General features: G+C 66.3%; 21 protein-coding genes. 14 read left to right on the top strand and 7 right to left on the bottom strand.

All coding sequences use genetic code 11. The features are described 5' to 3' along the window. Nucleotide 1 precedes the first annotated feature (1 nt). Entirely contained in the window at nt 2-1,114 is a 1,113-nt protein-coding gene (locus tag ACO6D5_RS09055) for an AGE family epimerase/isomerase (protein WP_485825190.1), read from the top strand. A gap of 102 nt (nt 1,115-1,216) precedes the next feature. Beyond that, nucleotides 1,217-1,432 carry a hypothetical protein gene (locus tag ACO6D5_RS09050; protein ID WP_006226934.1) on the top strand — a complete coding sequence of 72 codons (216 nt, stop codon included), beginning with the start codon at nt 1,217-1,219 and terminating at the stop codon, nt 1,430-1,432. A 117-nt stretch (nt 1,433-1,549) separates the two neighbouring features. Here ACO6D5_RS09050 and ACO6D5_RS09045 read toward each other — a convergent pair whose 3' ends face one another. Continuing rightward, nucleotides 1,550-2,485, bottom strand: coding sequence for a LysR substrate-binding domain-containing protein (locus ACO6D5_RS09045; protein WP_485825189.1), 936 nt, complete (start codon nt 2,483-2,485; stop codon nt 1,550-1,552). A gap of 122 nt (nt 2,486-2,607) precedes the next feature. Between ACO6D5_RS09045 and ACO6D5_RS09040 the strand changes: the two genes are divergently transcribed. The 8 genes from ACO6D5_RS09040 to ACO6D5_RS09005 all read left to right on the top strand — a co-directional run bounded on the left by ACO6D5_RS09040 (nt 2,608) and on the right by ACO6D5_RS09005 (nt 9,353). Beyond that, entirely contained in the window at nt 2,608-3,600 is a 993-nt protein-coding gene (locus ACO6D5_RS09040; protein WP_315528218.1) for a tripartite tricarboxylate transporter substrate-binding protein, read from the top strand. Nucleotides 3,601-3,602: 2 nt separating this feature from the next. Continuing rightward, a complete protein-coding gene (locus ACO6D5_RS09035) occupies nt 3,603-4,481 on the top strand; it encodes an N-formylglutamate amidohydrolase (protein ID WP_315528219.1) in 879 nt (292 codons plus the stop codon). Between the two features lie 232 nt (nt 4,482-4,713). Continuing rightward, nucleotides 4,714-5,019 (top strand): hypothetical protein, encoded by a 306-nt coding sequence (locus ACO6D5_RS09030; RefSeq protein ID WP_315528221.1) that lies wholly within the window; start codon nt 4,714-4,716, stop codon nt 5,017-5,019. Between the two features lie 153 nt (nt 5,020-5,172). After that, entirely contained in the window at nt 5,173-6,204 is a 1,032-nt protein-coding gene (locus ACO6D5_RS09025) for an ABC transporter substrate-binding protein (RefSeq protein WP_315528222.1), read from the top strand. Next, a complete protein-coding gene (locus ACO6D5_RS09020; RefSeq protein ID WP_485825188.1) occupies nt 6,191-7,195 on the top strand; it encodes an ABC transporter permease in 1,005 nt (334 codons plus the stop codon). The genes ACO6D5_RS09025 and ACO6D5_RS09020 overlap by 14 nt, the downstream gene beginning before the upstream one ends. Further along, nucleotides 7,189-7,980 (top strand): ABC transporter ATP-binding protein, encoded by a 792-nt coding sequence (locus ACO6D5_RS09015; RefSeq protein WP_315528225.1) that lies wholly within the window; start codon nt 7,189-7,191, stop codon nt 7,978-7,980. The genes ACO6D5_RS09020 and ACO6D5_RS09015 overlap by 7 nt, the downstream gene beginning before the upstream one ends. After that, complete coding sequence (locus ACO6D5_RS09010; protein ID WP_485825187.1) at nt 7,974-9,086, top strand: cytochrome c; 1,113 nt, start codon at nt 7,974-7,976, stop codon at nt 9,084-9,086. Before ACO6D5_RS09015 ends, ACO6D5_RS09010 begins: the two co-directional genes overlap by 7 nt. A 78-nt stretch (nt 9,087-9,164) precedes the next feature. Further along, nucleotides 9,165-9,353: a hypothetical protein gene (locus ACO6D5_RS09005; protein WP_315528329.1), complete on the top strand. Its 189-nt coding sequence runs from the start codon at nt 9,165-9,167 to the stop codon at nt 9,351-9,353. Nucleotides 9,354-9,424: 71 nt separating this feature from the next. On the opposite strand, the gene ACO6D5_RS09000 is transcribed toward ACO6D5_RS09005, so the two are convergent. Further along, on the bottom strand, nt 9,425-10,108 hold the full coding sequence (locus ACO6D5_RS09000; protein ID WP_315528331.1) for an SOS response-associated peptidase: 684 nt from the start codon (nt 10,106-10,108) through the stop codon (nt 9,425-9,427). 181 nt (nt 10,109-10,289) lie between these two features. Between ACO6D5_RS09000 and ACO6D5_RS08995 the strand changes: the two genes are divergently transcribed. Beyond that, nucleotides 10,290-10,823 (top strand): OsmC family protein, encoded by a 534-nt coding sequence (locus ACO6D5_RS08995; protein ID WP_088590412.1) that lies wholly within the window; start codon nt 10,290-10,292, stop codon nt 10,821-10,823. 21 nt (nt 10,824-10,844) lie between these two features. On the opposite strand, the gene ACO6D5_RS08990 is transcribed toward ACO6D5_RS08995, so the two are convergent. Next, nucleotides 10,845-11,687, bottom strand: coding sequence for a LysR family transcriptional regulator (locus ACO6D5_RS08990; RefSeq protein ID WP_485825186.1), 843 nt, complete (start codon nt 11,685-11,687; stop codon nt 10,845-10,847). Nucleotides 11,688-11,797: 110 nt separating this feature from the next. Between ACO6D5_RS08990 and ACO6D5_RS08985 the strand changes: the two genes are divergently transcribed. Next, nucleotides 11,798-12,781 carry a bile acid:sodium symporter gene (locus tag ACO6D5_RS08985; protein WP_315528334.1) on the top strand — a complete coding sequence of 328 codons (984 nt, stop codon included), beginning with the start codon at nt 11,798-11,800 and terminating at the stop codon, nt 12,779-12,781. Between the two features lie 25 nt (nt 12,782-12,806). On the opposite strand, the gene ACO6D5_RS08980 is transcribed toward ACO6D5_RS08985, so the two are convergent. Both ACO6D5_RS08980 and ACO6D5_RS08975 read right to left on the bottom strand, forming a co-directional pair. Next, nucleotides 12,807-13,193: a Rieske (2Fe-2S) protein gene (locus tag ACO6D5_RS08980; RefSeq protein WP_485825185.1), complete on the bottom strand. Its 387-nt coding sequence runs from the start codon at nt 13,191-13,193 to the stop codon at nt 12,807-12,809. 51 nt (nt 13,194-13,244) lie between these two features. Next, on the bottom strand, nt 13,245-15,059 hold the full coding sequence (locus ACO6D5_RS08975) for an ABC transporter transmembrane domain-containing protein (protein ID WP_315528337.1): 1,815 nt from the start codon (nt 15,057-15,059) through the stop codon (nt 13,245-13,247). Nucleotides 15,060-15,333: 274 nt separating this feature from the next. Here ACO6D5_RS08975 and ACO6D5_RS08970 point away from each other — a divergent pair, with 274 nt between their 5' ends. Continuing rightward, nucleotides 15,334-16,161 carry an aldo/keto reductase gene (locus ACO6D5_RS08970; protein WP_315528339.1) on the top strand — a complete coding sequence of 276 codons (828 nt, stop codon included), beginning with the start codon at nt 15,334-15,336 and terminating at the stop codon, nt 16,159-16,161. A gap of 92 nt (nt 16,162-16,253) precedes the next feature. Here ACO6D5_RS08970 and ACO6D5_RS08965 read toward each other — a convergent pair whose 3' ends face one another. Both ACO6D5_RS08965 and ACO6D5_RS08960 read right to left on the bottom strand, forming a co-directional pair. After that, the gene (locus ACO6D5_RS08965; RefSeq protein WP_485825184.1) at nt 16,254-16,454 is read right to left on the bottom strand and encodes a hypothetical protein; all 201 of its coding nucleotides are present in this window, start codon (nt 16,452-16,454) and stop codon (nt 16,254-16,256) included. Continuing rightward, entirely contained in the window at nt 16,451-17,626 is a 1,176-nt protein-coding gene (locus ACO6D5_RS08960; RefSeq protein ID WP_315528343.1) for a PepSY-associated TM helix domain-containing protein, read from the bottom strand. The genes ACO6D5_RS08965 and ACO6D5_RS08960 overlap by 4 nt, the downstream gene beginning before the upstream one ends. A gap of 244 nt (nt 17,627-17,870) precedes the next feature. Here ACO6D5_RS08960 and ACO6D5_RS08955 point away from each other — a divergent pair, with 244 nt between their 5' ends. Further along, complete coding sequence (locus ACO6D5_RS08955) at nt 17,871-18,584, top strand: metallophosphoesterase (protein ID WP_485825183.1); 714 nt, start codon at nt 17,871-17,873, stop codon at nt 18,582-18,584. The last annotated feature ends 191 nt before the right edge of the window (nt 18,585-18,775 follow it).

The raw sequence follows: 18,775 nt of genomic DNA, 5'->3' as shown, positions 1-18,775 counted from the left end.
GATGACTGCCGCACAGACCAATCATTCTCTCGCGGAGCACATTCGCGCGCTGCGCGAGCATTTCGACGGTGTCATCCTGCCCTTGTGGATGGGGCAGGGCTTCAATGACGCTACCGGTCTGCCCTATGAATCGCTGGACGCCGCGACAGGCGCGCCGCTAGCGCCGCTGCGCTATCGCGCCATGGCGTGCGCGCGCCAGTTGTACGTGTTTGCGCAGGCGCCGGGCGCGGCCTGCGCGCAGCATGCCGACCGCCTGTTCGAATCCTTGCGCCGCGTGTTTCGCGATGAGGCGCACGGCGGATGGCGATACAGCGTGGACGCCAATGCGCGTCCGCTCGATGAAACCCAGGACCTGTACACGCACGCGTTCGTCGTGTTGGCCTGCGCGGCCTATTTTCAGCGCAGCCGCAACGCCGAGGCGCGCAAGCTCATGTTGACCACGGCATCGACGATCGAGGCGCGCTTCAAGACCCGCGACGGGCTGTACCACGCGGCGCTGAGCGCTGACTTGAGCCAGCCGCTGCGCCCGCCCGCGCAGAATCCCATGATGCATCTGACCGAAGCCTATCTGGCCGCGGCCCAGGTGGCTGAGCCAGCGCTGTTCGCGCAGCATTTGCGCGGCCTGGCGCAAGGAATAAGCCAGTTCTTCGTCCATGCGCCTACCCAGTGCATTTCCGAAGCGTTGCAGGGCACGGCGGACAACCGGCTGGAGCCCGGGCACCAGTTCGAATGGCTGTCGCTGGTGCACGGCGCCGCCGAGGTCTTCGATGGACTGGATTTGGCAGAGTCGCTGCCGCGCGCGGTGCAATGGTCCCGCCAGCATGGCGTGGATGTAGGCGGGGCTGGCGTGCTGGCGTCGCTGGATGAATCGGGTGGGGGCATCGACGATACGCGGCGTATCTGGGCGCAGACGGAGTATCTGCGTGTCCTGGCGGTGCTGGGCGATTGGCCTGCGCTGGCCTCAGCGTTGGCCGGTTTCCGCGCCCGATTCCTGCACGACGGGGGCTGGTTCGAGTGCCTGGACGCCAGCGGGACGGTGGTGCGCGCCGACATGCCGTCGACATCCCCCTACCATCTGGCGACCTGTCTGGCGGCCTTGCCGGGCGTTGTTTAATTGCCCCGTTAACAATTATTGTCGTTGTGTTGTCATGAATTGATAGAAAAACATTGGTGAAATCCCTTACAATTTGCTAACACTGTTTGTGGGGAAGCATCAATGAGCGTTATGTGCTTGGCTTGCCAACGCATTAACCCGGGACTGTCAGGCGTTGCGCCGCATTCGCACCTGGGACATCAAGGTTTCACCAATCCGACCCAGAAGGGGCGTGAGGAAAGCCGTGAAGACCATTTCCGCTGCCTGAACTGCGGGGCGAAGTGGTTGCGTGAAACCGATAAGTGGGGCGTGGACCTGGGCTTCAAGCTGGCGCCTTGAGTCGCGTTGCGTTGCCGCATTGAAAGCGGGCCTCTGGAAAGAGGCCCGTTTCATTTTGCAATGTATCGCAAGGGCGACCTGAAACTTCATGCATCCATTCTGGCCGGCCCCGGGCGCCTAGCGCGGGGGTATCGCCGCCGCCACATCCGGATCGGCGCTGGCGGTCTGCAGCAGCCATTGCCGGAAACAGGCCAGCGCGTAGTGGTCACGGCGCTGGGCCGGCGCGCACAGGTGGTAGCCGCGGCGTAGCCGGATGGGCAGGTCGGGAAAGGGCGCGGCCACGCGGCCGGATTGGAGCTCGTCACGCACCAGGCAGCGCTGCAGTACCGCAATCCCCATGTCGGCCATGACGGCACGGACCAGGATCGACACCTGGTCGAATCCATTGGACAGCGTCACCTCGTCGCGCGGCACGCCCGCCGCCGTGAACCATTGCGCCCAATTGTCCTTGCCGTTGGAGTGGTAGAGCAGCGGTTCGCCGAGCAGGCCGTGGGGCGTGCTCCACAGGCCTTGTGCCTGCCTTGCCGCCAGCCTGCCGGGGTGGCAGATCACCACCATTTCCCGCCCGATGACGTAGTCGGCCTGCCAGCCGGGCCACTGCTCGGGCGTGCCGGACAGGATGCTGGCATCGGGTGTGGCGCCCGAAAAGTCCTCGTTGCGGCGGTAGGCTGCGAAACTCAGCTGGATCTCGGGATGGCGGCGGTGGAAATCCGGCAGGTGCGGCACCAGCCAGGCGCTGGCCAGCGTAGGGACGGTGGACAAGGTCAGGCGAAAGCGCCGGTCGTCGGCCCGCAGTTCGGTGCTGAGCGATTCAAGCGCCTGCAAAGGCGCCTGCGCCCCTTCGTAGAGCCGCCGGCCGGTGTCGGTCAGGGTCAGCCCATGCGCGTTCCGGTGCATCAGAGGCTGGCCGAAATGCGCTTCCAGGCGAGAGATGGCGCGGCTGATGGCGCCTTGGGTCACGCACAGTGTCTGTGCGGCTTGGGTGAAGCTGCCCAGGCGCGCTGCCGTGATGAAGGCATGCAGCTCGGACATGGATGGCGAGTGCAGGCGCATTGAGCATGACCTTTGGTAATGAAGGAGTGCAATATAGTCGTTTGAAAGGAGATCGTAAAGTTCGGACACTGGCGGCCGTCTGTGCACACCCATAACGACTTTTCAATTTTCGGAGTAGCCCCATGTCCCGCCGCCTGTTGGGCCGGTCCGCGCGTTTCGCGCTTGCCGGCATGTTCGCCACGCTGTCCTTTGCCGGTTTGGCCCAAGCCGCCGACTATCCGTCCCGTCCCATCAAGCTGGTGGTGCCGTTCGCCGCTGGCGGTTCGACCGACATCGTCGCCCGTCTGGTGGCGGAATACGCCGGCCGCGACCTGAAGCAGACCATCGTGGTCGAAAACAAGGCGGGCGCCGGCGGTTCGATGGGCATGGAGCAGGTGGCCCGGTCCACGCCGGACGGCTACACCATCGGCATGGCGACGATGAGCACGCATGGCTCGAACCCGGCCGTCTACCGCAAGATGAATTACGACCCGGTGAAGGATTTCGTGCCCGTGGCCAACGTGCTGGCCGTGCCCAGCATCTTTGCGATCAATCCGAACCTGCCGGCCAAGAACATGGCGGAATTCGTGGCGTTGGCCAAGAAGGCGCCGGCTGACCGCTACAGCTTCGCGTCGCCGGGCGTGGGGTCGCTGGGCCACGTGAACATCGAGAATTTCATGATGCTGTCCGGCATCAAGCTGCTGCACGTGCCTTACCGCGGCGCGGGGCCGGCCCTGAACGACGTGATGGGCGGCCAGGTGGATGCCATCACCGACAACCTGTCGTCGACCTTGCCGCAAGTGCTGGGCGGCAAGCTGCGTGCGCTGGCCGTGCTGGGCGCGGAGCGCTCGCCGCTGCTGCCCGACGTGCCCACCTATATCGAGTTGGGATACCCCGACATGGGCACGGGCGGCTGGTTCGGCCTGGTGGCGCCGGCAGGCACGCCGCCCGCTGTGGTCGATCGCTTGAACCAGGCGGTGCGCGCTGCCATGAACGACCCCGAGTTCCGCAAGAAGGCCGAGGATGTGGGTGGTACGCTGATGCCGACGACCCCGCAAGAGTTCCAGGTCCAGATCGAACAGGCCCTGGCCCGATACGCCAAGGTGGCCAAGGCCGCCAACATTCAGGCTGACTGACGATGACATACGCCGATTTCAACGCGGTTTCCGTGCAGGAACCCCAAGGGCCGGCTTTGCCGCTGGTCTGTGATTCGCCCCATAGCGGCGAACGCTATCCGGAAGACTTCGGCGCCGCCGCGACGCGTTCGCAGCTGCGCCAGGGCGAAGACACGCACGTGGACGCGTTGTGGTCGGCGGCGCCCGCGTTGGGAGCTACGCTGATCGCGGCCAACTTCCCGCGCGTGTATATCGACCCGAACCGGACCTTGCAGGATCTGGACCCGGAACTGCTGGCCGAGCCTTGGCCCGAGCCGCTGGAGCCAGGCGAGAAGACCCGCTTGGGCAAGGGCCTGATCTGGCGCCGGATGGACAAGGCCACGCCGATCTATGACCGCAAGCTGACGCTGGATGAGGTGCGGCACCGCATCCGTGCCTACTACGAGCCTTACCACGCGGCGCTGTCGCAGGCGATCGGCCGGGTCGAGCAGCGCTTTGGCGCAGTCTGGCATCTGAACCTGCATTCCATGCCCAATGACGCCTACGAGCGCCTGGGCCGGCAAAGCGAGCACCCGCTGGCGGACTTCGTGCTGGGCGATCGCGACGGCACGACCTGCGAGCCCGAGTTCATCGCGTTGATCGAAAAGGCCTTACGCGATCTGGGGTACACCGTGGCGCGCAACGACCCCTACAAAGGCGTGCAGCTGATTGCGCAGATCGGGCAGCCGGCGCTGAACCGGCACAGCCTGCAAGTGGAGATCCGGCGTCCGTTGTACATGGACGAGGCCACGCGCGAGCGCAACGCAGGATTCGAACTGTTGCGCGGGCATCTGTCGCAGGTGCTGGAGCAGGTGGCGGACTATGTGCGCGTGCGCATGAATGCCGTCACGTCGACAAAATAGATTCGCTTGTATAGAGCGGCGCCAGAAGCCGGAATTGATGCAGATCAATTCCGGCTTCTTTTTTTCCATCGGGCCTTCCCGAGGTAAAAAGCGCTCGCTCCAGGGGCGGCGCCGCCGCATCGGCGGGAGCGGCATGGCAGCCTGCTTTTCGGGCATTTAAGTTTTCTTGCGCCGGGCCGTTGTCGCTAACAACGAGCTGCGCCGGCTGTGGCCGCGGCGATAGGAAACCGTAATGCTAGAGAAGACGATCAACGGATTTTCGGTGGTTGCGTACGCGACGCAACCCGAGGGCCGCACCCCCCCGCGGGCGTTCCTGGAGACGCGGCGTCTTGCGCCCAAGGCGAAGCCCGCGGACGCGGAGGCGGCAGCGGCCGAGCCGGTGCCGGCAGAGGCGGACAAGCCCGAAGGCCAGCCCTTCGAGATCTTCGTCAGTCGGCGGTTTCGCAGCACGATCGAAGCCATGTCGGCGGCGCGCAACGCGTTGGATCGCGTGAAAAGCGTGGACGAGGACGGCGTGCCGGATCACCTGCCGGAATAGCGCGCAAGGGGCCAAGCACGGCCGGCAACCGTGATTGCCGGCGTCGGGCCCCATATTGTTATCCCGACTTTGTATTTGTCGAACCCCTGACAGCAGGCTGATGATGCCGCATGGCAATCATCGCCATTCACAGTCTGCTCAAAAGGAAGGTTGATGAATACGAACGTCCATCGCGCCGCGCTCACCGCGCGGGGAGTCTCACGCCGTGCGCTGTTGCGCGCGGCAAGCGTCGCGGGATTGGCCGCGCCGCTGGGCATGCTGGGTTCCCGCGTGCTGGCGGCCGATTCGGCGCCGCGCACGTTCAAGATCGCATGGAGCCAGACCGCCGTCTGCCAGTCGCCCGTCTCTGTGGCGCTTGAGCGCGGCTTCTTCGAAAAATACGGGTTGAAGGTCGAACGCATCAATTTCAGCGGCTCGACCGACCAGCTGCTGGAAGCGATCGCCACCGGCCACGCCGACGGCGGCATCGGCATGGCGTTGCGCTGGCTCAAGCCGCTGGAGCAGGGCTTTGATGTGAAGCTGGCGGTGGGCACGCACGGCGGCTGCATGCGCTTGCTGACCGCCGAAGACTCGCCCATCAAGAGCGTGAACGACTTGAAGGGCCGCCGCGTGGCCGTGTCGGATCAGGCCAGCCCCGTGAAGAATTTCTTTGCGATCCGCGTGGCGCAACTGGGCATCGACCCCGAGTCCGTGGACTGGCGCCAGTATCCGCAGGACCTGTTCGGCGAGGTGCTGAGAAAAGGCGAGGTGGACGCCATCGCCGGCGACGACCCGCTTATCTACACGCTGCGCGAAGACAACAAGCTGCGCGAGATCGCGACCAACATCGAAGGCGACTACGAGAACCGCACCTGCTGCGTGCTGGGACTGCGCGGCGACCTCGTGCGCAAGGATCCCGAGGCGGCCGCGGCCATCACGCGCGCGGTGATCGACGCGCAACGCTGGACCGCGTCCAACCCTGACGAGACGGCGCGAATTTTCGCGCCCTACGTGCCGGGCAAGGTGCCGGCCGAGCGCGTGGCCGCGATCTTGCGCAGCCATAGCCACGGGCATGCCTCCACGGGGTCGGCGCTGCGCGAGGAGATTGTGGGCTACGCCAAGGACCTGAAGACCATCAAGGTGCTGAGCGCGAATCTGGACATCAACAAATACGCGCAAGTGGTGGTGCCCAATGTCCTCGGTTGACGCATTGCCGGCCCGCGCGGCGCTGGCGCCGGGCTGGCGCTTGTGGAAGACGGGCGTGGCCGCTGCCGCCGTGTGGGCGGGCGTGGGCGGCGTGACGCTGGGCTGGCCGAACGTGGAAGTGGGTTTTTCGTCATGGGGCTACACGCGGGAGTTCGGCGTGGCGGCATTGGCGCTGGCGGCGCTGCTTCTGCTGGTGGCCGTGTCGGGCGTGGAACAGGCGCGGCCGGTTCGCGCTTTGCGCCGCGCCGGGCCGTGGCTGCTGGCCCTGGCGGTGGCGGTGGGCGCGTGGGAAATCGCGACGGCGAAACTTGCGCTGCTGCCCAGTCCGTTCTTCGCGCCGCCGCAGTCCCTGATCGAGGTCTACGTCACCGACTACAAGCGGTTGGGCGACAGTCTCGTGAATTCGCTTTGGCTGCTGGCCAATGGATTCCTGCTGGGGGCGGCCGCGGGCTTTCTGACGGGCGTGGCGATCGGCTGGTCGCGCGGGCTGGGCTACTGGGTGCATCCGGTGCTGCGCTTTTTGGGGCCGGTGCCATCCACCGCCTTGCTGCCGATGGCGTTCTTCTTCTTTCCCTCCAGTTGGTCGGCGGCGGTGTTTCTGATCGCGCTGGCGACGTGGTTTCCGGTCACGGTGCTGACCTGGTCGGGCGTGGCGGGCGTGAACCGCGCCTACTACGACGTGGCGCGCACGATGGGCGCCAACGAATGGTTCCTGGTGCTGCGCGTTGCCATTCCTGCCGCGTTGCCGCAGGTCTTCGTGGGCCTGTTCATGGGGTTGGGCGCGTCGTTCTCGGTGCTGGTGGCCGCGGAAATGATGGGCGTGAAATCAGGGCTGGGCTGGTACCTGTCCTGGGCGCAGGGCTGGGCGTCCTACGCCAACATGTACGGCGCGCTCTTTGTCATGGCGCTGGTGTTTTCGGGACTGATCACGTTGTTGTTCCTGGGGCGCGACCGCCTCCTGGCCTGGCAGAAAGGAGTGGTGAAATGGTAGCGGCGGCAGTGGCGCAAACGCCCGTCTCGCGCGGCGCGGCGCTGGCCGTGCGGGGCGTGAACCATCATTTCGACCTGGACGGCACGGCGTTGCCGGTGCTCGACAGCATCGACCTGGAGGTCAAGCCCGGCGAGTTCGTCGCGTTGCTGGGGCCCAGCGGCTGCGGAAAGTCGACGCTGTTGCGGCTGGTGGCCGGCCTGGAGCCGCCGGCGCAAGGCGGCCTGCTGGCGGACGGCGATCCGATCGACGGGCCGTCGCCGTCCCGCATCGTCGTGTTCCAGGATCCCACCTTGTATCCTTGGCGCACCGTCTGGAACAACGTGGCGCTGGGCCTGCAGGCGCGCGGCCTGCTGAAGACCGAGCGCCATCGCGTGGATGACGCCTTGCAGCGCGTGGGCCTGGCTGCCTTCGGCAAGGCGTACCCGCATCAGCTGTCGGGCGGCATGGCGCAGCGCGCGGCATTGGCGCGGGCGCTGGTCAACGACCCGCGCATCCTGATCCTGGACGAACCCTTGGGCAAGCTGGATTCGCTGACGCGCATCGCCATGCAATCCGAACTGGTCGAGTTGTGGCAACGCGCGGGGTTCACCGCCTTGCTGGTGACGCACGACGTGGAAGAGGCCCTGTTCATGGCGTCGCGCATCGTGGTGCTGAGCGAACGGCCTGCGCGGATCAAGGACGAAATCATCAATGACCTGCCTTACCCGAGGCACCGGGGCGACCCGAGGCTGGCGCAATTGCGCCATCGCGCACTGTCCTTGCTGGGGCTGGATGCGACGTGGTGAGGATCCTGGGGCTGTCGCTGGCCGTGCTCGGCTTGCTGGGCTTGGCGCTTGCCGTGGCTGTCTTGAGGCACCCGCAAGCGTCGCTGGCGATTTCCCACTGGCCGTTCGCCTGGCGCTATGACCCGGATCTGCCCGTCAGTCCGCACACCTGGCGGCAGCTATGGTTGGCGCTGGCGCAAAGCGGGGCGGCGCTGGTCTTGCTGGTGCTCGCCTTGTTCTCCAGGCGCTGGCGATACGGCCTGCTGGCGTTGGCCGTCGTGCTGGCTTTCAGCACGCATTGGCCGCGCCCGCAGATGCTGCTGACGGAGGCGCACACCACGTCCTATCAGCGTTCGCCCTTGGCGTTTTCGGACACCAATGTGCTGCAGGGCGGGCGGCTGTATCAGGCGCATTGCGCGGGCTGCCACGGTGCGGCGGCGGACGGCCGGGGGCCGCGGGCGGCCAGCCTGCCCGTCTGGCCTAGCGTGTTGGGTGCGCCGCTCTTCGATAACCGCCTGGAAGGCGAACTGCATTGGCACGTGGCCCAAGGCGGCAAGACGCCTTCCGCGTCCGCCATGCACGGATTTCAAGCGGTGTTGAGCGCCGACGATATCTGGCGGGTGCTGGACTATCTGCGGCTGCGCGCCTATGGCACGAGCGGCGGCGCGGGCATGCCGGCCATCCCGGCGCCGGTCGTGCATCTGGCCTGCCGGGATGGGCGGGCCGACAGCTTGGGCGGATTGCGCGGCTTGCCGTTGCGCGTGGTGGCGCACGCGCCCGACGCACCGGACGAACCGCAGGATCCGCGCATCTTGACCCTTGCCCTGACGCGCGGCGCGCCAGGCGATGCGAATGCCGACTGCGTGGCGGCGGATCGCGGCGCCTGGGAGGCCTATGCCCTGGCCGCGGGCGTGCCGTCCGAAGCGTTGGCGGGCGCGCAGTTCATGGTGGACCGCCATGGCTGGTTGCGTGCGCGCCGCCTGCCTGGCGCGGCGCCCGCCTGGACCAGCGCGGACAACGTCTGCGGGCCGGGAGGGCGGATGGAGGGCGGGGGCGTGGGCGGGCTGGGTGAACTGTTGCTGGCGATGGATCGGGCACCCATTGCCTTGCCGCAGCGGTCGCCTTGAGTCCTGAAAGGGGGCTCCGCGTCGGGAGCGCTTCTTGCGGAGAATCGGGCGGCCATTTGGCCGATCAAGGTGAGCGACATGACCACACCCCTACCCAACCCGCCCATTGAACCCGAGCACCCCGATTCACAGAGGAAACTGGATCTTCCAGAAGATGCGGACGATGAATCCGACCTTCCCCAAGACGAAGCACAGCCGGAAGAACTGGCCGAACTGGAACCCGAAGAGCCGGTGGGCACGCCGGCATCCAATCAGCAGGAGTCATAAGCGGCCCTTCCATGCGTGGCCGGGATAGCGCGTCCGCTCAGCTGGAAAAAGGGCAGCGGCGCGCGAGCCGGTTACGGCATCGGCGTCGCGACGAGCTTGTCCGCGGGGAAGGGCACGAGCAAGCCGCGCGCCGCCTCGGCCGGCGCCGTCAGCCAGTCGCCGTAGGCGCCTTCGGGCAAGATGACGATCATGCGCTTTTCCTTGCCCGACTGGTGGTAATGCTTGAACAGGGGGTGATCGTCCGCATTGACCGTCAGCATGGTGTAGCTTTCCTGGCGCTGGCCCGCGGCATCGTGCCAGTGGTCCCATAGGCCGGCGATGCCCATCGGCGCGCCGTCGGCGCGGGTGAATCGCGTCGCGACGGACTTCATGCTGAGGCCCGCGTCGACGGGGCGCCAATCCGGTTCGAAGATCGCCTCGGCCGGGATGATGCAGCGTTGCCCCTTCTGCCATGCGCCGCGGAATGTGAAGGCGCGGGCGACTTGATCATCGCGCGCATTGAATGTCGACAGCTTGCCGGCATCGTTCAGTCCGTCGGAACGGGTCGATGCACTGATCAGCCCCCACCGCCCCAGAACCGCCTCGCGCTCCGGTACCGCGTCATCGCCCGCGTCATGCTCCACCGGACGGCGCACGAACAGCCCCTGAAGCTTGGGCCACACGTCATACATGCCAAGCGCCGCGGGCTTGTCGCGCACCCCGAACTTCTTGAGCAGCAGTTCGGCGTCCTTCAAGGTCTGGTAGTGGCTGCACATGCATACCTCCGCTATTGCGTTGAGTATAGGCGCGGCAGGGGAAAAATCGGACGCGATGAGTGGGGGCATATAAGTGCGCGGAATCCGGATATTCCGACAAGATAGTTCCCCTTGGCGTCCCCCCCGCCCATCATCTTGGACAGGTTTGTTTGCACACTTCCTTCATGACGAGGTCTTCAAGATGAGTACGTTGAACGAGTATCTGGGCCAGAAACGCGCTGCCGTCCTGGTTCGCAACGGGCGGGATCCGCAGACCGTGGAGCCCGTGAAGCTGCGCGCGCACGTCAGCGCCGAGGGCCGCAGCGGGGTGCGCCGCATCCGCATCCGGGATCACCAGGTGGTCAGCGACAGCCCGGCCGACTTTGCGGGCTACGACCTGGGGCCGAGTTCGCCAGAGCTGTTGCTGGGTTCGCTGGGCAGTTGCCTTACGCACATCTTCCTGATCAAGGCGGCGGAACTGGAGCTGCCGCTGGAATCGCTGGAAGTCGAGATCGAAGGGGACCTGGACCCGCGCGGCGGCAAGCCGGGCTACGAGAAGGTGCCGTTCTTTCCGCACAATATTCGCTACACGGCGCATATCGTGTCGCCCGCGGATGAGCAGGCAGTGCGCGCCGTGCACGAAGCGGTGGAGCAGTGGTGCCCGATCCTGAACCTGCTCAAGCAGCCGCAACCGCTGGAAGGCAGCGTGCGGCACACGCGCCCGGCGCCGCAATAAGCGCCTGGCGGGCAGGGCGGCTCAGGTCAGCGTGCTGCGCATCAGGATCTCGGTGAGCGCGCGGGTCGGCTTGTTGGGCGCAGGGGCCGAGATGACGATGAATTCGACCTGCGGCAAGGCGGGCAACTGGCCGGCGCCCGCGGGGGAGGCCAGGCCCGCCGTGGACAGGTGCGAGGGCTGCACCGTGATACCCAGCCCGGCGCGGGCGGCGGCCTGGCAGCCGGCGTAGCTGGTGCTGGTGCAGACGATCTGCCAACTGCGGCCGGCTCGCGCCAGCGCGTCAAGCGTCAGCGTGCGGGTCACGCTGGGTTCGCGCAAGAGGATCAGCGGCAAGGGTTCGTCGGGGGCGATGCGCAAGCCCTCCTTGGCCCGCCATAGCAGGGCTTCCTTGTGCAGGGTCTGTCCCCGGCGGTCGCCGCGGCGGCGCTTGCCGATCATCACGTCCAGCCCGTTGTCGTCCAGCAGCTTGTAGAGCTCGCTGGTGACGCCGATGGTCAGGTCCAGCTCCACTTCGGGGTGGGCCAGGCGGAAAGCCGCCAGCACGTCGGGCAGCGGCCCCATCGCCAAGTCGTCTGACGTACCCAGGCGGACGCGGCCGCGCAGCCGAGGCGCGTCGAACAGCCTTTCAGCCCGTTCATGGGCATCCAGGATGATTTCCGCGTGCACCAGCAGGCTGCGGCCGTCGCTGGTCAGCGTGAGCGAATGCGTGTCGCGCAGGAACAGGCGGCGGTTGACTGCCTGCTCCAGTTGCCGGACGTGTTCGCTGACCGTGGGCTGGGTCAGCCCCAGCCGCCGGGCGGCCTCGGTGAAGCTTGGCGCGGCCGCGGCGGCGGCAAAGGTCTTGAGCCACAAGGGATTGAGCATGGCGCGGGTTTGTCATAGGGATTTCCGATGACAGTTAAAGTAATCAGTGGCCTTCACGATGGCAAGGGGCGCGCCTATAGTTCCCGTAACTTTTCGACCATCCGACCGCCATGCGCCGCTTCCTGCCCGACCAATTCACGCTCATCCTGATCGCCACGGTGGTGTTCGCCAGCTTCTTCCCCGCGGTGGGCAAGGGCGCGTCCTTCATGATGGTGGCCAGCAACGTGGCCATTTCGCTGCTGTTCTTCCTGCATGGCGCGCGCCTGTCCACGGACGCCATCGTGGCGGGTGTGAAGGACGTGCGCCTGCATGCGCTGATCCTCGCGTGCACGTTCATCCTGTTTCCGGCGCTGGGCTTGGGGCTGCGGGCGCTGTTCCCCGGTTTGCTGACCCCGTCGCTGTGGCTGGGCGTGCTGTTCGTCTGCACCTTGTCGTCGACGGTGCAATCGTCCATCGCGTTCACCTCCATGGCGCGCGGCAACGTGCCTGGCGCCATTTGCGCGGCGACGGCATCCAATCTGCTGGGCACCGTGCTGACGCCGTTGCTGGTGGCCGTGCTGCTGCATCGCCAGGGCGGCGGGCACGGGCTGGCTGATGCCGGCCGCATCCTGCTGCAGCTGCTGCTGCCGTTCGCGGTGGGCAGCCTGCTGCGGCCGTGGATCGGCGCCTGGGCGCAACGCAACAACCGCGCCTTGTCCAAGGTGGACCGCAGCTCGATCCTGCTGGCGGTCTACACCGCGTTCAGCGAAGCCGTCGCCCAAGGCATCTGGCACGCGTTCCCGGCCATCGACCTGGCCACGATGGTGCTGGTCAATGCCTTGCTGCTGGGGGCCGTGCTGCTGGTCACGACGTGGGGCAGCCGCAAGCTGGGCTTGTCCAAGGAAAACGAGATCACGCTGGTTTTCTGCGGATCGAAGAAGTCTTTGGCCTCGGGCATTCCGCTGGCGACCGTGCTGTTCGGCACATCGCAGATGGGCGTGGTGGTCCTGCCGCTGATGATCTTCCACCAGATGCAATTGATGGTGTGCGCGGTGCTGGCGCGCCGGTATGCCGAGCGCCAGGAGCCGGCGCGGGTGGCGGTGGCCGGCGCCTAGGGGCGGGCGCCGCTGGCAGGTCCCGTCAGGCGGCCTCGTCCCGAGGCCGGATCTTGCCGCCGGGTTGCCAGAAGACGTCGCCGTCGCGTTCATTGACGGTCAAGACGGCCAGGCGGCCGTTCTTGCAGGGGCCGCCCACGCACAGGCCCGTGTCGGGCTCGTAGGTGGCGCCGTGGCGCGCGCACATGAGCAGGTCGCCGGCACGCGTGAAAAAGCTGCCTTCCCAGTCGAGTTCGACGCCCACGTGGGCGCACCGGTTCAGGTAGCCATGCACGCGGTCCTGATAGCGCACGAAGAACGCGGTGGTCTGGCCCGCGCTATCGGTCACCGGCACTTTCACGCCCAGCCCGCCGTTGACGAGCTCGGCGCCGGCACAGACTCGGACTTCAGGGGTAGCGGGAGAATCCTGCATGGCGGGCCTTCTGGGAAAAGGGTGCGATCTTCGGACAGGGGGCCGGGCTTGTCAATCGGCGGGGGCAGTGGGGATGACGGGGGCGCTGTCCTGCTGGCGGGCCCACATGCCGGCGTACACGCCGCCCTGGGCCAGCAACTGCGGATGGCGGCCGCGTTCGATGACGCGGCCGTCGGACAGCACGATGATCTCGTCCGCGTCCGCCACGGTGGACAGGCGGTGGGCGATGATCAGCGTGCTGCGGCCCTGGCTGACTTCTCGCAGGTTCGCCTGGATTTCGCGTTCGGTGTGGGTATCCAGCGCGCTGGTGGCCTCGTCGAACAGGAAGATGGCGGGGTTTTTCAGGATCGTGCGCGCAATGGCCACGCGCTGCTTTTCACCGCCAGACAGCTTCAGGCCCCGTTCGCCCACCATGGTCTGGTAGCCGTCGGGCATGGTCATGATCAGGTCATGGATGTGCGCCAGCCGCGCGGCGGCCTCGATTTCGGCGTCGGTGGCGCCGGGGCGGCCGTAGCCGATGTTGTAGTGGATGGTGTCGTTGAACAGTACCGTGTCTTGCGGCACCACGCCGATCGCCGCTCGCAGGCTGGCTTGGGTGACATCGCGCACGTCCTGGCCGTCGACCACGATCGCGCCGCTATCGGTGTCGTAGAAGCGGAACAGCAGGCGGCCGATCGTGGATTTGCCGGCGCCCGACGTGCCCACCACCGCCACCGTCTTGCCGGCGGGGATCGTGAAGCTGACGCCCTTCAGGATGGGGCGGCGCGCGTCATAGCCGAAATGCACGTCCCGGAATTCGACCTGGCCGCCAGCGACCTGCAGGGGGCGGGCATCCGGGCGGTCGGCCACTTCGCGGTCCTGGCCCAGCAGTTCGAACATGCGTTCCATGTCGATGATCGCCTGCTTGATTTCGCGGTAGATGAAACCGAAGAAGCTGAGCGGCTGGTACAGCTGCAGCAGGTAGGTGTTGACCAGGACGAAGTCGCCCAGCGTGTAGCGGCCTTCGGCGATGCCGGTGGCGGCCATCCACATGACCAGCGTCAGGCCGACCGAGATGATGGCGGCCTGGCCCACGTTCAGGACCGACAGGCTGACCTGGCTGCGCACGGCGGCGCGTTCGTAGCGGGTAAGCGAAGCGTCGTAGCGGCGCGCTTCGTGCTCTTCGTTGCCGAAATACTTGACGGTTTCGTAGTTCAGCAGGCTCTCGATGGCCTTGGTGTTGGCTTCGGAGTCGGTTTCGTTCATCTGGCGCCGGAACTTGGCGCGCCACTCGGTGACGGCAAGCGTATAGGCCATGTACAGGATCACCGTCGCCCCGGTGGCCAGCGCCAGCCAGACGTCGAACATCTTCCACAACACGATGCAGACCAGGCCGATCTCGAAGAACGTCGGCAGGATGTTGAACAGCAGGAACGACAGCAGCGTCTGGATGCCCTTGGTGCCGCGTTCGATGGCGCGGGTCAGCCCGCCGGTCTGGCGCGACAGGTGAAAGCGCAGCGCCAGCGCGTGCAGGTGCCGGAAGATCTGCAGGCCGACGGCGCGAATGGCGTGCTGGCCGACCCGGGCGAAGATGGCGTCGCGCAATTCCGAGAACAGCAGCGACAGCACCCGGGCCGTGCCGTAGGCCAGGATCAGTCCCAACGGCACCGTCACGGCGCCGGGCGCGCCTTTGCCCAGTTCGTCGATGGCGTGCTTGTAGATCAGCGGCACGTAGACGGTCGCCGCCTTGGCGGCGAACAGACAGAGCAGCGCGGCGACGACGCGCACCTTCAACCCCGTCATCCCGGGAGGCCAGAGGTAGGGAAAAAGGGTGCGCAGGGTGGAAAAACCGCCCCGGTTCTTCGGGGGCGCGTCAGAGGGGTTCATGGCTGGGCAAGGGGGCGGATGCGAGGGGTGGCCCGGGGGGCGCAAGGGCGTGTGACGGCCATTATCGGACACGGGCGCTATTATTTGGCTGATAACCCCTGGTATTTGCGGACCATTGCTGGGGGATGTTGATCCGGTATCGCGATGCGGGCGCAGCTCGGCAAGCCCGCTTTTTGTCTCTTCAATCCTGGGGTGGGCCGGGCTGTGCCCAGGATTGCGCGACCTGGCGCATATTCGCCGCGCAGGCGTCGCGGTGCAAGCTTCGGAGGGTCTTATGGCGAAAGTACCCGCAGTGAAATTGAACGACGGCAACAAGATCCCGCAACTGGGGCTGGGCGTCTGGCAGGTGCCGGACGAGCAGGCCTCCTCCAGCGTCAAGGAGGCGCTGGCGGCCGGTTACCGCTCGGTGGACACCGCGGCCATCTATGGCAACGAGGCGGGAGTGGGCGCCGGGCTGCGCGCGGCCGGCGTGGCGCGCAAGGATCTGTTCGTGACCACCAAGCTCTGGAACGACCGGCACGGCTACGACGATGCCCACAAGGCGATGGACGAGAGCCTGGAAAAGCTGGGCCTGGCGTATGTGGACCTGTATCTGATCCATTGGCCCGTGGCGGGCAGCGCGAAGTTCCTGGACGCCTGGCGCGCCATGGTCGAGATGAAGGAAGACGGCCGTGCCCGTTCGATCGGCGTGTCCAATTTCACCCAGGCCAACCTTGAGCGGCTGATGGAGTCGTCCAAAGTGGTGCCGGCAGTGAACCAGATCGAGCTGCATCCCGGCTTTACCCAGCGCGAGCTGCGGGCGTTCCATGCCAAGCACGGCATTGCGACCGAATCCTGGAGCCCCTTGGCCCAAGGCGGCATCACCAAGGAAAAGGTCATCCTGGAACTGGCGAAAAAGCACGGCAAATCGCCCGCGCAGGTGACGCTGCGGTGGCATTTGCAGAGCGATCTGATCGTGATCCCGAAATCGGTCACGCCTGCCCGCATTCGCGAAAACATCGACGTTTTCGATTTTGAACTGACGGGCGACGAGATGGCGGCAATCGACGGCATCAAGGAAGGCGCCCGTCTGGGGCCGGACCCCGAGCGCTTCGGCAAATAAGGCCGCGTCGCGCGGCCGGCGGCGGGGCTGGGGGCAGCGGGGCCCCCGGATGGGGAGGCGGGACCCCACCCCCGTGGCAGTCTTTTCCGGGCCTAGTGCTTCAGCGGGAAGCACCAGTAGCGCACGATGACCACCAGCAGGATGGTCAGCGTGATCCAGGACGCCCAGTGCCAGGCGCCGGTGCCGAGCAGGGCGGCCAGCAGGCCGAACACGCTCAGCACGCCCAGCACGATCGGCACGCCCCACACGAACATGAAACCGCGGCCCCCTTTGCTGCTTTTACGGGCGCTCATGCGGGGGTCCTTTGCGGGGCGGCGGCGGCCTGGTGCTTTTTCACGAGTTCGTTGATGCGTGCTTCGGTGGCGCGGCGGCGCGCCAGCCACAGGTAGAGGCCGCTGACCAGGACCACGATGGTGATCAGGTCGAGCAGCGCCCAGATGATCTTCAGGGGCAGGCCGGCGTAATCGCCGAAATGCAGCGGCCGGGACACTTCCAGCGCGGTGAGGTACCAAGGCATCTTGGCCACGGTCGTCAGCGCGCCGGTCTTGCCGTCCACCAGCACCGGGGTGTTCAGCTTCGACGTCAGCGGCGTGTCGCCGCGCATCCAGGCGATGTAATGGTGCGGGCTGCCGAAGGCGTTGCCGGGGAAGGCGATGAACGACACTTCGTTGCCCGGCAGGGCCTTTTTCGCGGTATCGGCGGCCAGTTGGGCCGACGCCAGTTCCGTGGGGACCGTCTGGCCCTTGTAGGGCTCCAGGATGCGGACCAGTTCGGTCGACTGCCACAGACGGAACAGCGGCGTCGACAATTCGTTGATGACGCCCGTCACGCCCACCACGAACGCCCAGACCAGCGTGACGATGCCCAGCAGGTTGTGCAGGTCCAGCCATTTCAGGCGGGTGCTGCGCGTGGCGCGCACCGTGCCGAACTCCAGCTTCTTCATGAAGGGGCCGTAAAGCACGACGCCGGACACGATGGCCACGCAGAACAGCAAGCCCATGAAGCCCAGGAACAGTTCGCCGGGCAGCCCCGCGAACAGGTCCACGTGCAGCGCCAGCATGATGCCCATGAAAGAGAACTTGTCCTGCGTGTAGGGCGGACCGTCGAGCAGCACGTCGCCCGTGCGGCCGTCCATGCGCACCGCGTGCCCGGAAGCCTGGCCGTCGCCGGGCTTCTTGGCCATGCCCACCCAGACCTGGGGCTCGTCGGGATCGAAGAACAGGTAGTCGATCACTTCGCCCGGGTACATGGACTTGGCGCTTGCAACGAGCGTGTCCAGGTTCGCGGGGGGCGTGTTGGCCGGCACATCCGACAGGGGCTTGGCGTCATCCAGCCAGTGTTCGATTTCGTGGTGGAACACCAGCGGCAAACCGGTAAGACAGATGATGAGCAGGAAGATGGTGCAGACGAGGCTGGTCCACTTGTGGATCCAGTACCAGGTCTTGATGGTGGAGGCGGCTGTCATGGCGACGGCAGGAGGCGGCCTGCGCGGCCCCCTTTAAGGTATCAGTTGGGAAAGTCGGAACATTATCACGAACAATAGCGATTCTCGTAACGCAATATTTTGACCCCGTTGGCAGGGGGGGCGCAACGGTGTCCCGCCGGAAAGCGGGTTAAAAAGAAGGGTCAGGTTTCAACAGGCAAGCACCGCCACGGCCGAATTACGGGGACGGATATGTCCGCCCCAAGGCCGGTGGTCACGGATCATCATGGAGCAGCGATTTCTGAAAATCCCGCGCAACGAACGCGGCCGCGATTTTGCGGTGGGCGACGTGCATGGGCACTTTTCCCGTCTACAGGAAAGCCTGGACCGCCTGGGTTTCGACCCGGCGCGCGACCGGCTGTTTTCCGTGGGCGATCTTGTGGACCGGGGGCCGGAAAACGAGGCCGCCCTGGAGTGGCTGGCCCAGCCCTGGTTCCACGCGGTCCAGGGCAATCACGAGGACTATGCGATCCGCCACGTGCGCACGGGCCAGGTGGACGTCATGAACTGGCGCGGCTATGGCGGCGGCTGGTTCCTGGACCTGCCGCCCGACCGGCAGAAGGTCTTTGCCGAAGCCTTCGCGCAACTGCCCATCGCCATCGAGGTCGAGACCGCCGACGGCGCGGTGGGATTGCTGCATGCGGATTGCCCGGTGTTGTTCTGGCCGCGGCTGGAATCTGCGCTGCAAGACCGCTACAAGCGCACCAGCGCGGCCTGCCAGTGGTCGCGCGAACGGCTGCGCCAAATGGACAGGACGGTCATCAAGGGCGTGCGGGCGGTGGTGGCGGGGCACACGCCGGTAGCGGCGCCGCTGTTGCTGGGCAACGTCTATCACATCGACACCGAGGGCTGGCGGGAAGGCTATTTCACCTTCCTGGACCTGGAGTCGCTGCTGGCCTGGCCGCGTGAGGTGGTGACCGAATTGGCGACCGAGGAATAGGGTCGCCAAACCGCACTCGGGTTTAGGAAATGACAAAGGGCGCCGTGGAGGCGCCCTTCGTGTCTGCGGACGGCCGGATCAGAGGGGCCGGGCCACGACGGGGGCCGAAGTGGTGACCGCGCTGGCGCTGACGCCGCTGCCGTCCAGGTTGGCGCCGGGCATTCCTGCGGCAGGCGTCCCTGCGGCAGGCG

The sequence above is a fragment of the Achromobacter sp. genome, assembly GCF_057314935.1.
Note: the sequence above shows the minus strand (reverse complement) of the source record. Positions and strands in the feature narration are given on the sequence as shown.

Bases quoted from the DNA above. Each gene is read 5' to 3' on its own strand.
- ACO6D5_RS08995 (WP_088590412.1), top strand. From the start codon at position 10,290: ATGAGTACGTTGAACGAGTATCTGGGCCAGAAACGCGCTGCCGTCCTG.
- ACO6D5_RS08955 (WP_485825183.1), top strand. From the start codon at position 17,871: ATGGAGCAGCGATTTCTGAAAATCCCGCGCAACGAACGCGGCCGCGAT.
- ACO6D5_RS08970 (WP_315528339.1), top strand. From the start codon at position 15,334: ATGGCGAAAGTACCCGCAGTGAAATTGAACGACGGCAACAAGATCCCG.
- ACO6D5_RS09040 (WP_315528218.1), top strand. From the start codon at position 2,608: ATGTCCCGCCGCCTGTTGGGCCGGTCCGCGCGTTTCGCGCTTGCCGGC.
- ACO6D5_RS08985 (WP_315528334.1), top strand. From the start codon at position 11,798: ATGCGCCGCTTCCTGCCCGACCAATTCACGCTCATCCTGATCGCCACG.
- ACO6D5_RS09030 (WP_315528221.1), top strand. From the start codon at position 4,714: ATGCTAGAGAAGACGATCAACGGATTTTCGGTGGTTGCGTACGCGACG.
- ACO6D5_RS08990 (WP_485825186.1), bottom strand. From the start codon at position 11,687: ATGCTCAATCCCTTGTGGCTCAAGACCTTTGCCGCCGCCGCGGCCGCG.
- ACO6D5_RS08960 (WP_315528343.1), bottom strand. From the start codon at position 17,626: ATGACAGCCGCCTCCACCATCAAGACCTGGTACTGGATCCACAAGTGG.
- ACO6D5_RS09005 (WP_315528329.1), top strand. From the start codon at position 9,165: ATGACCACACCCCTACCCAACCCGCCCATTGAACCCGAGCACCCCGAT.
- ACO6D5_RS09025 (WP_315528222.1), top strand. From the start codon at position 5,173: ATGAATACGAACGTCCATCGCGCCGCGCTCACCGCGCGGGGAGTCTCA.
- ACO6D5_RS08980 (WP_485825185.1), bottom strand. From the start codon at position 13,193: ATGCAGGATTCTCCCGCTACCCCTGAAGTCCGAGTCTGTGCCGGCGCC.
- ACO6D5_RS09050 (WP_006226934.1), top strand. From the start codon at position 1,217: ATGAGCGTTATGTGCTTGGCTTGCCAACGCATTAACCCGGGACTGTCA.
- ACO6D5_RS09055 (WP_485825190.1), top strand. From the start codon at position 2: ATGACTGCCGCACAGACCAATCATTCTCTCGCGGAGCACATTCGCGCG.
- ACO6D5_RS09045 (WP_485825189.1), bottom strand. From the start codon at position 2,485: ATGCGCCTGCACTCGCCATCCATGTCCGAGCTGCATGCCTTCATCACG.
- ACO6D5_RS08975 (WP_315528337.1), bottom strand. From the start codon at position 15,059: ATGAACCCCTCTGACGCGCCCCCGAAGAACCGGGGCGGTTTTTCCACC.
- ACO6D5_RS09035 (WP_315528219.1), top strand. From the start codon at position 3,603: ATGACATACGCCGATTTCAACGCGGTTTCCGTGCAGGAACCCCAAGGG.
- ACO6D5_RS09015 (WP_315528225.1), top strand. From the start codon at position 7,189: ATGGTAGCGGCGGCAGTGGCGCAAACGCCCGTCTCGCGCGGCGCGGCG.
- ACO6D5_RS09020 (WP_485825188.1), top strand. From the start codon at position 6,191: ATGTCCTCGGTTGACGCATTGCCGGCCCGCGCGGCGCTGGCGCCGGGC.
- ACO6D5_RS08965 (WP_485825184.1), bottom strand. From the start codon at position 16,454: ATGAGCGCCCGTAAAAGCAGCAAAGGGGGCCGCGGTTTCATGTTCGTG.
- ACO6D5_RS09000 (WP_315528331.1), bottom strand. From the start codon at position 10,108: ATGTGCAGCCACTACCAGACCTTGAAGGACGCCGAACTGCTGCTCAAG.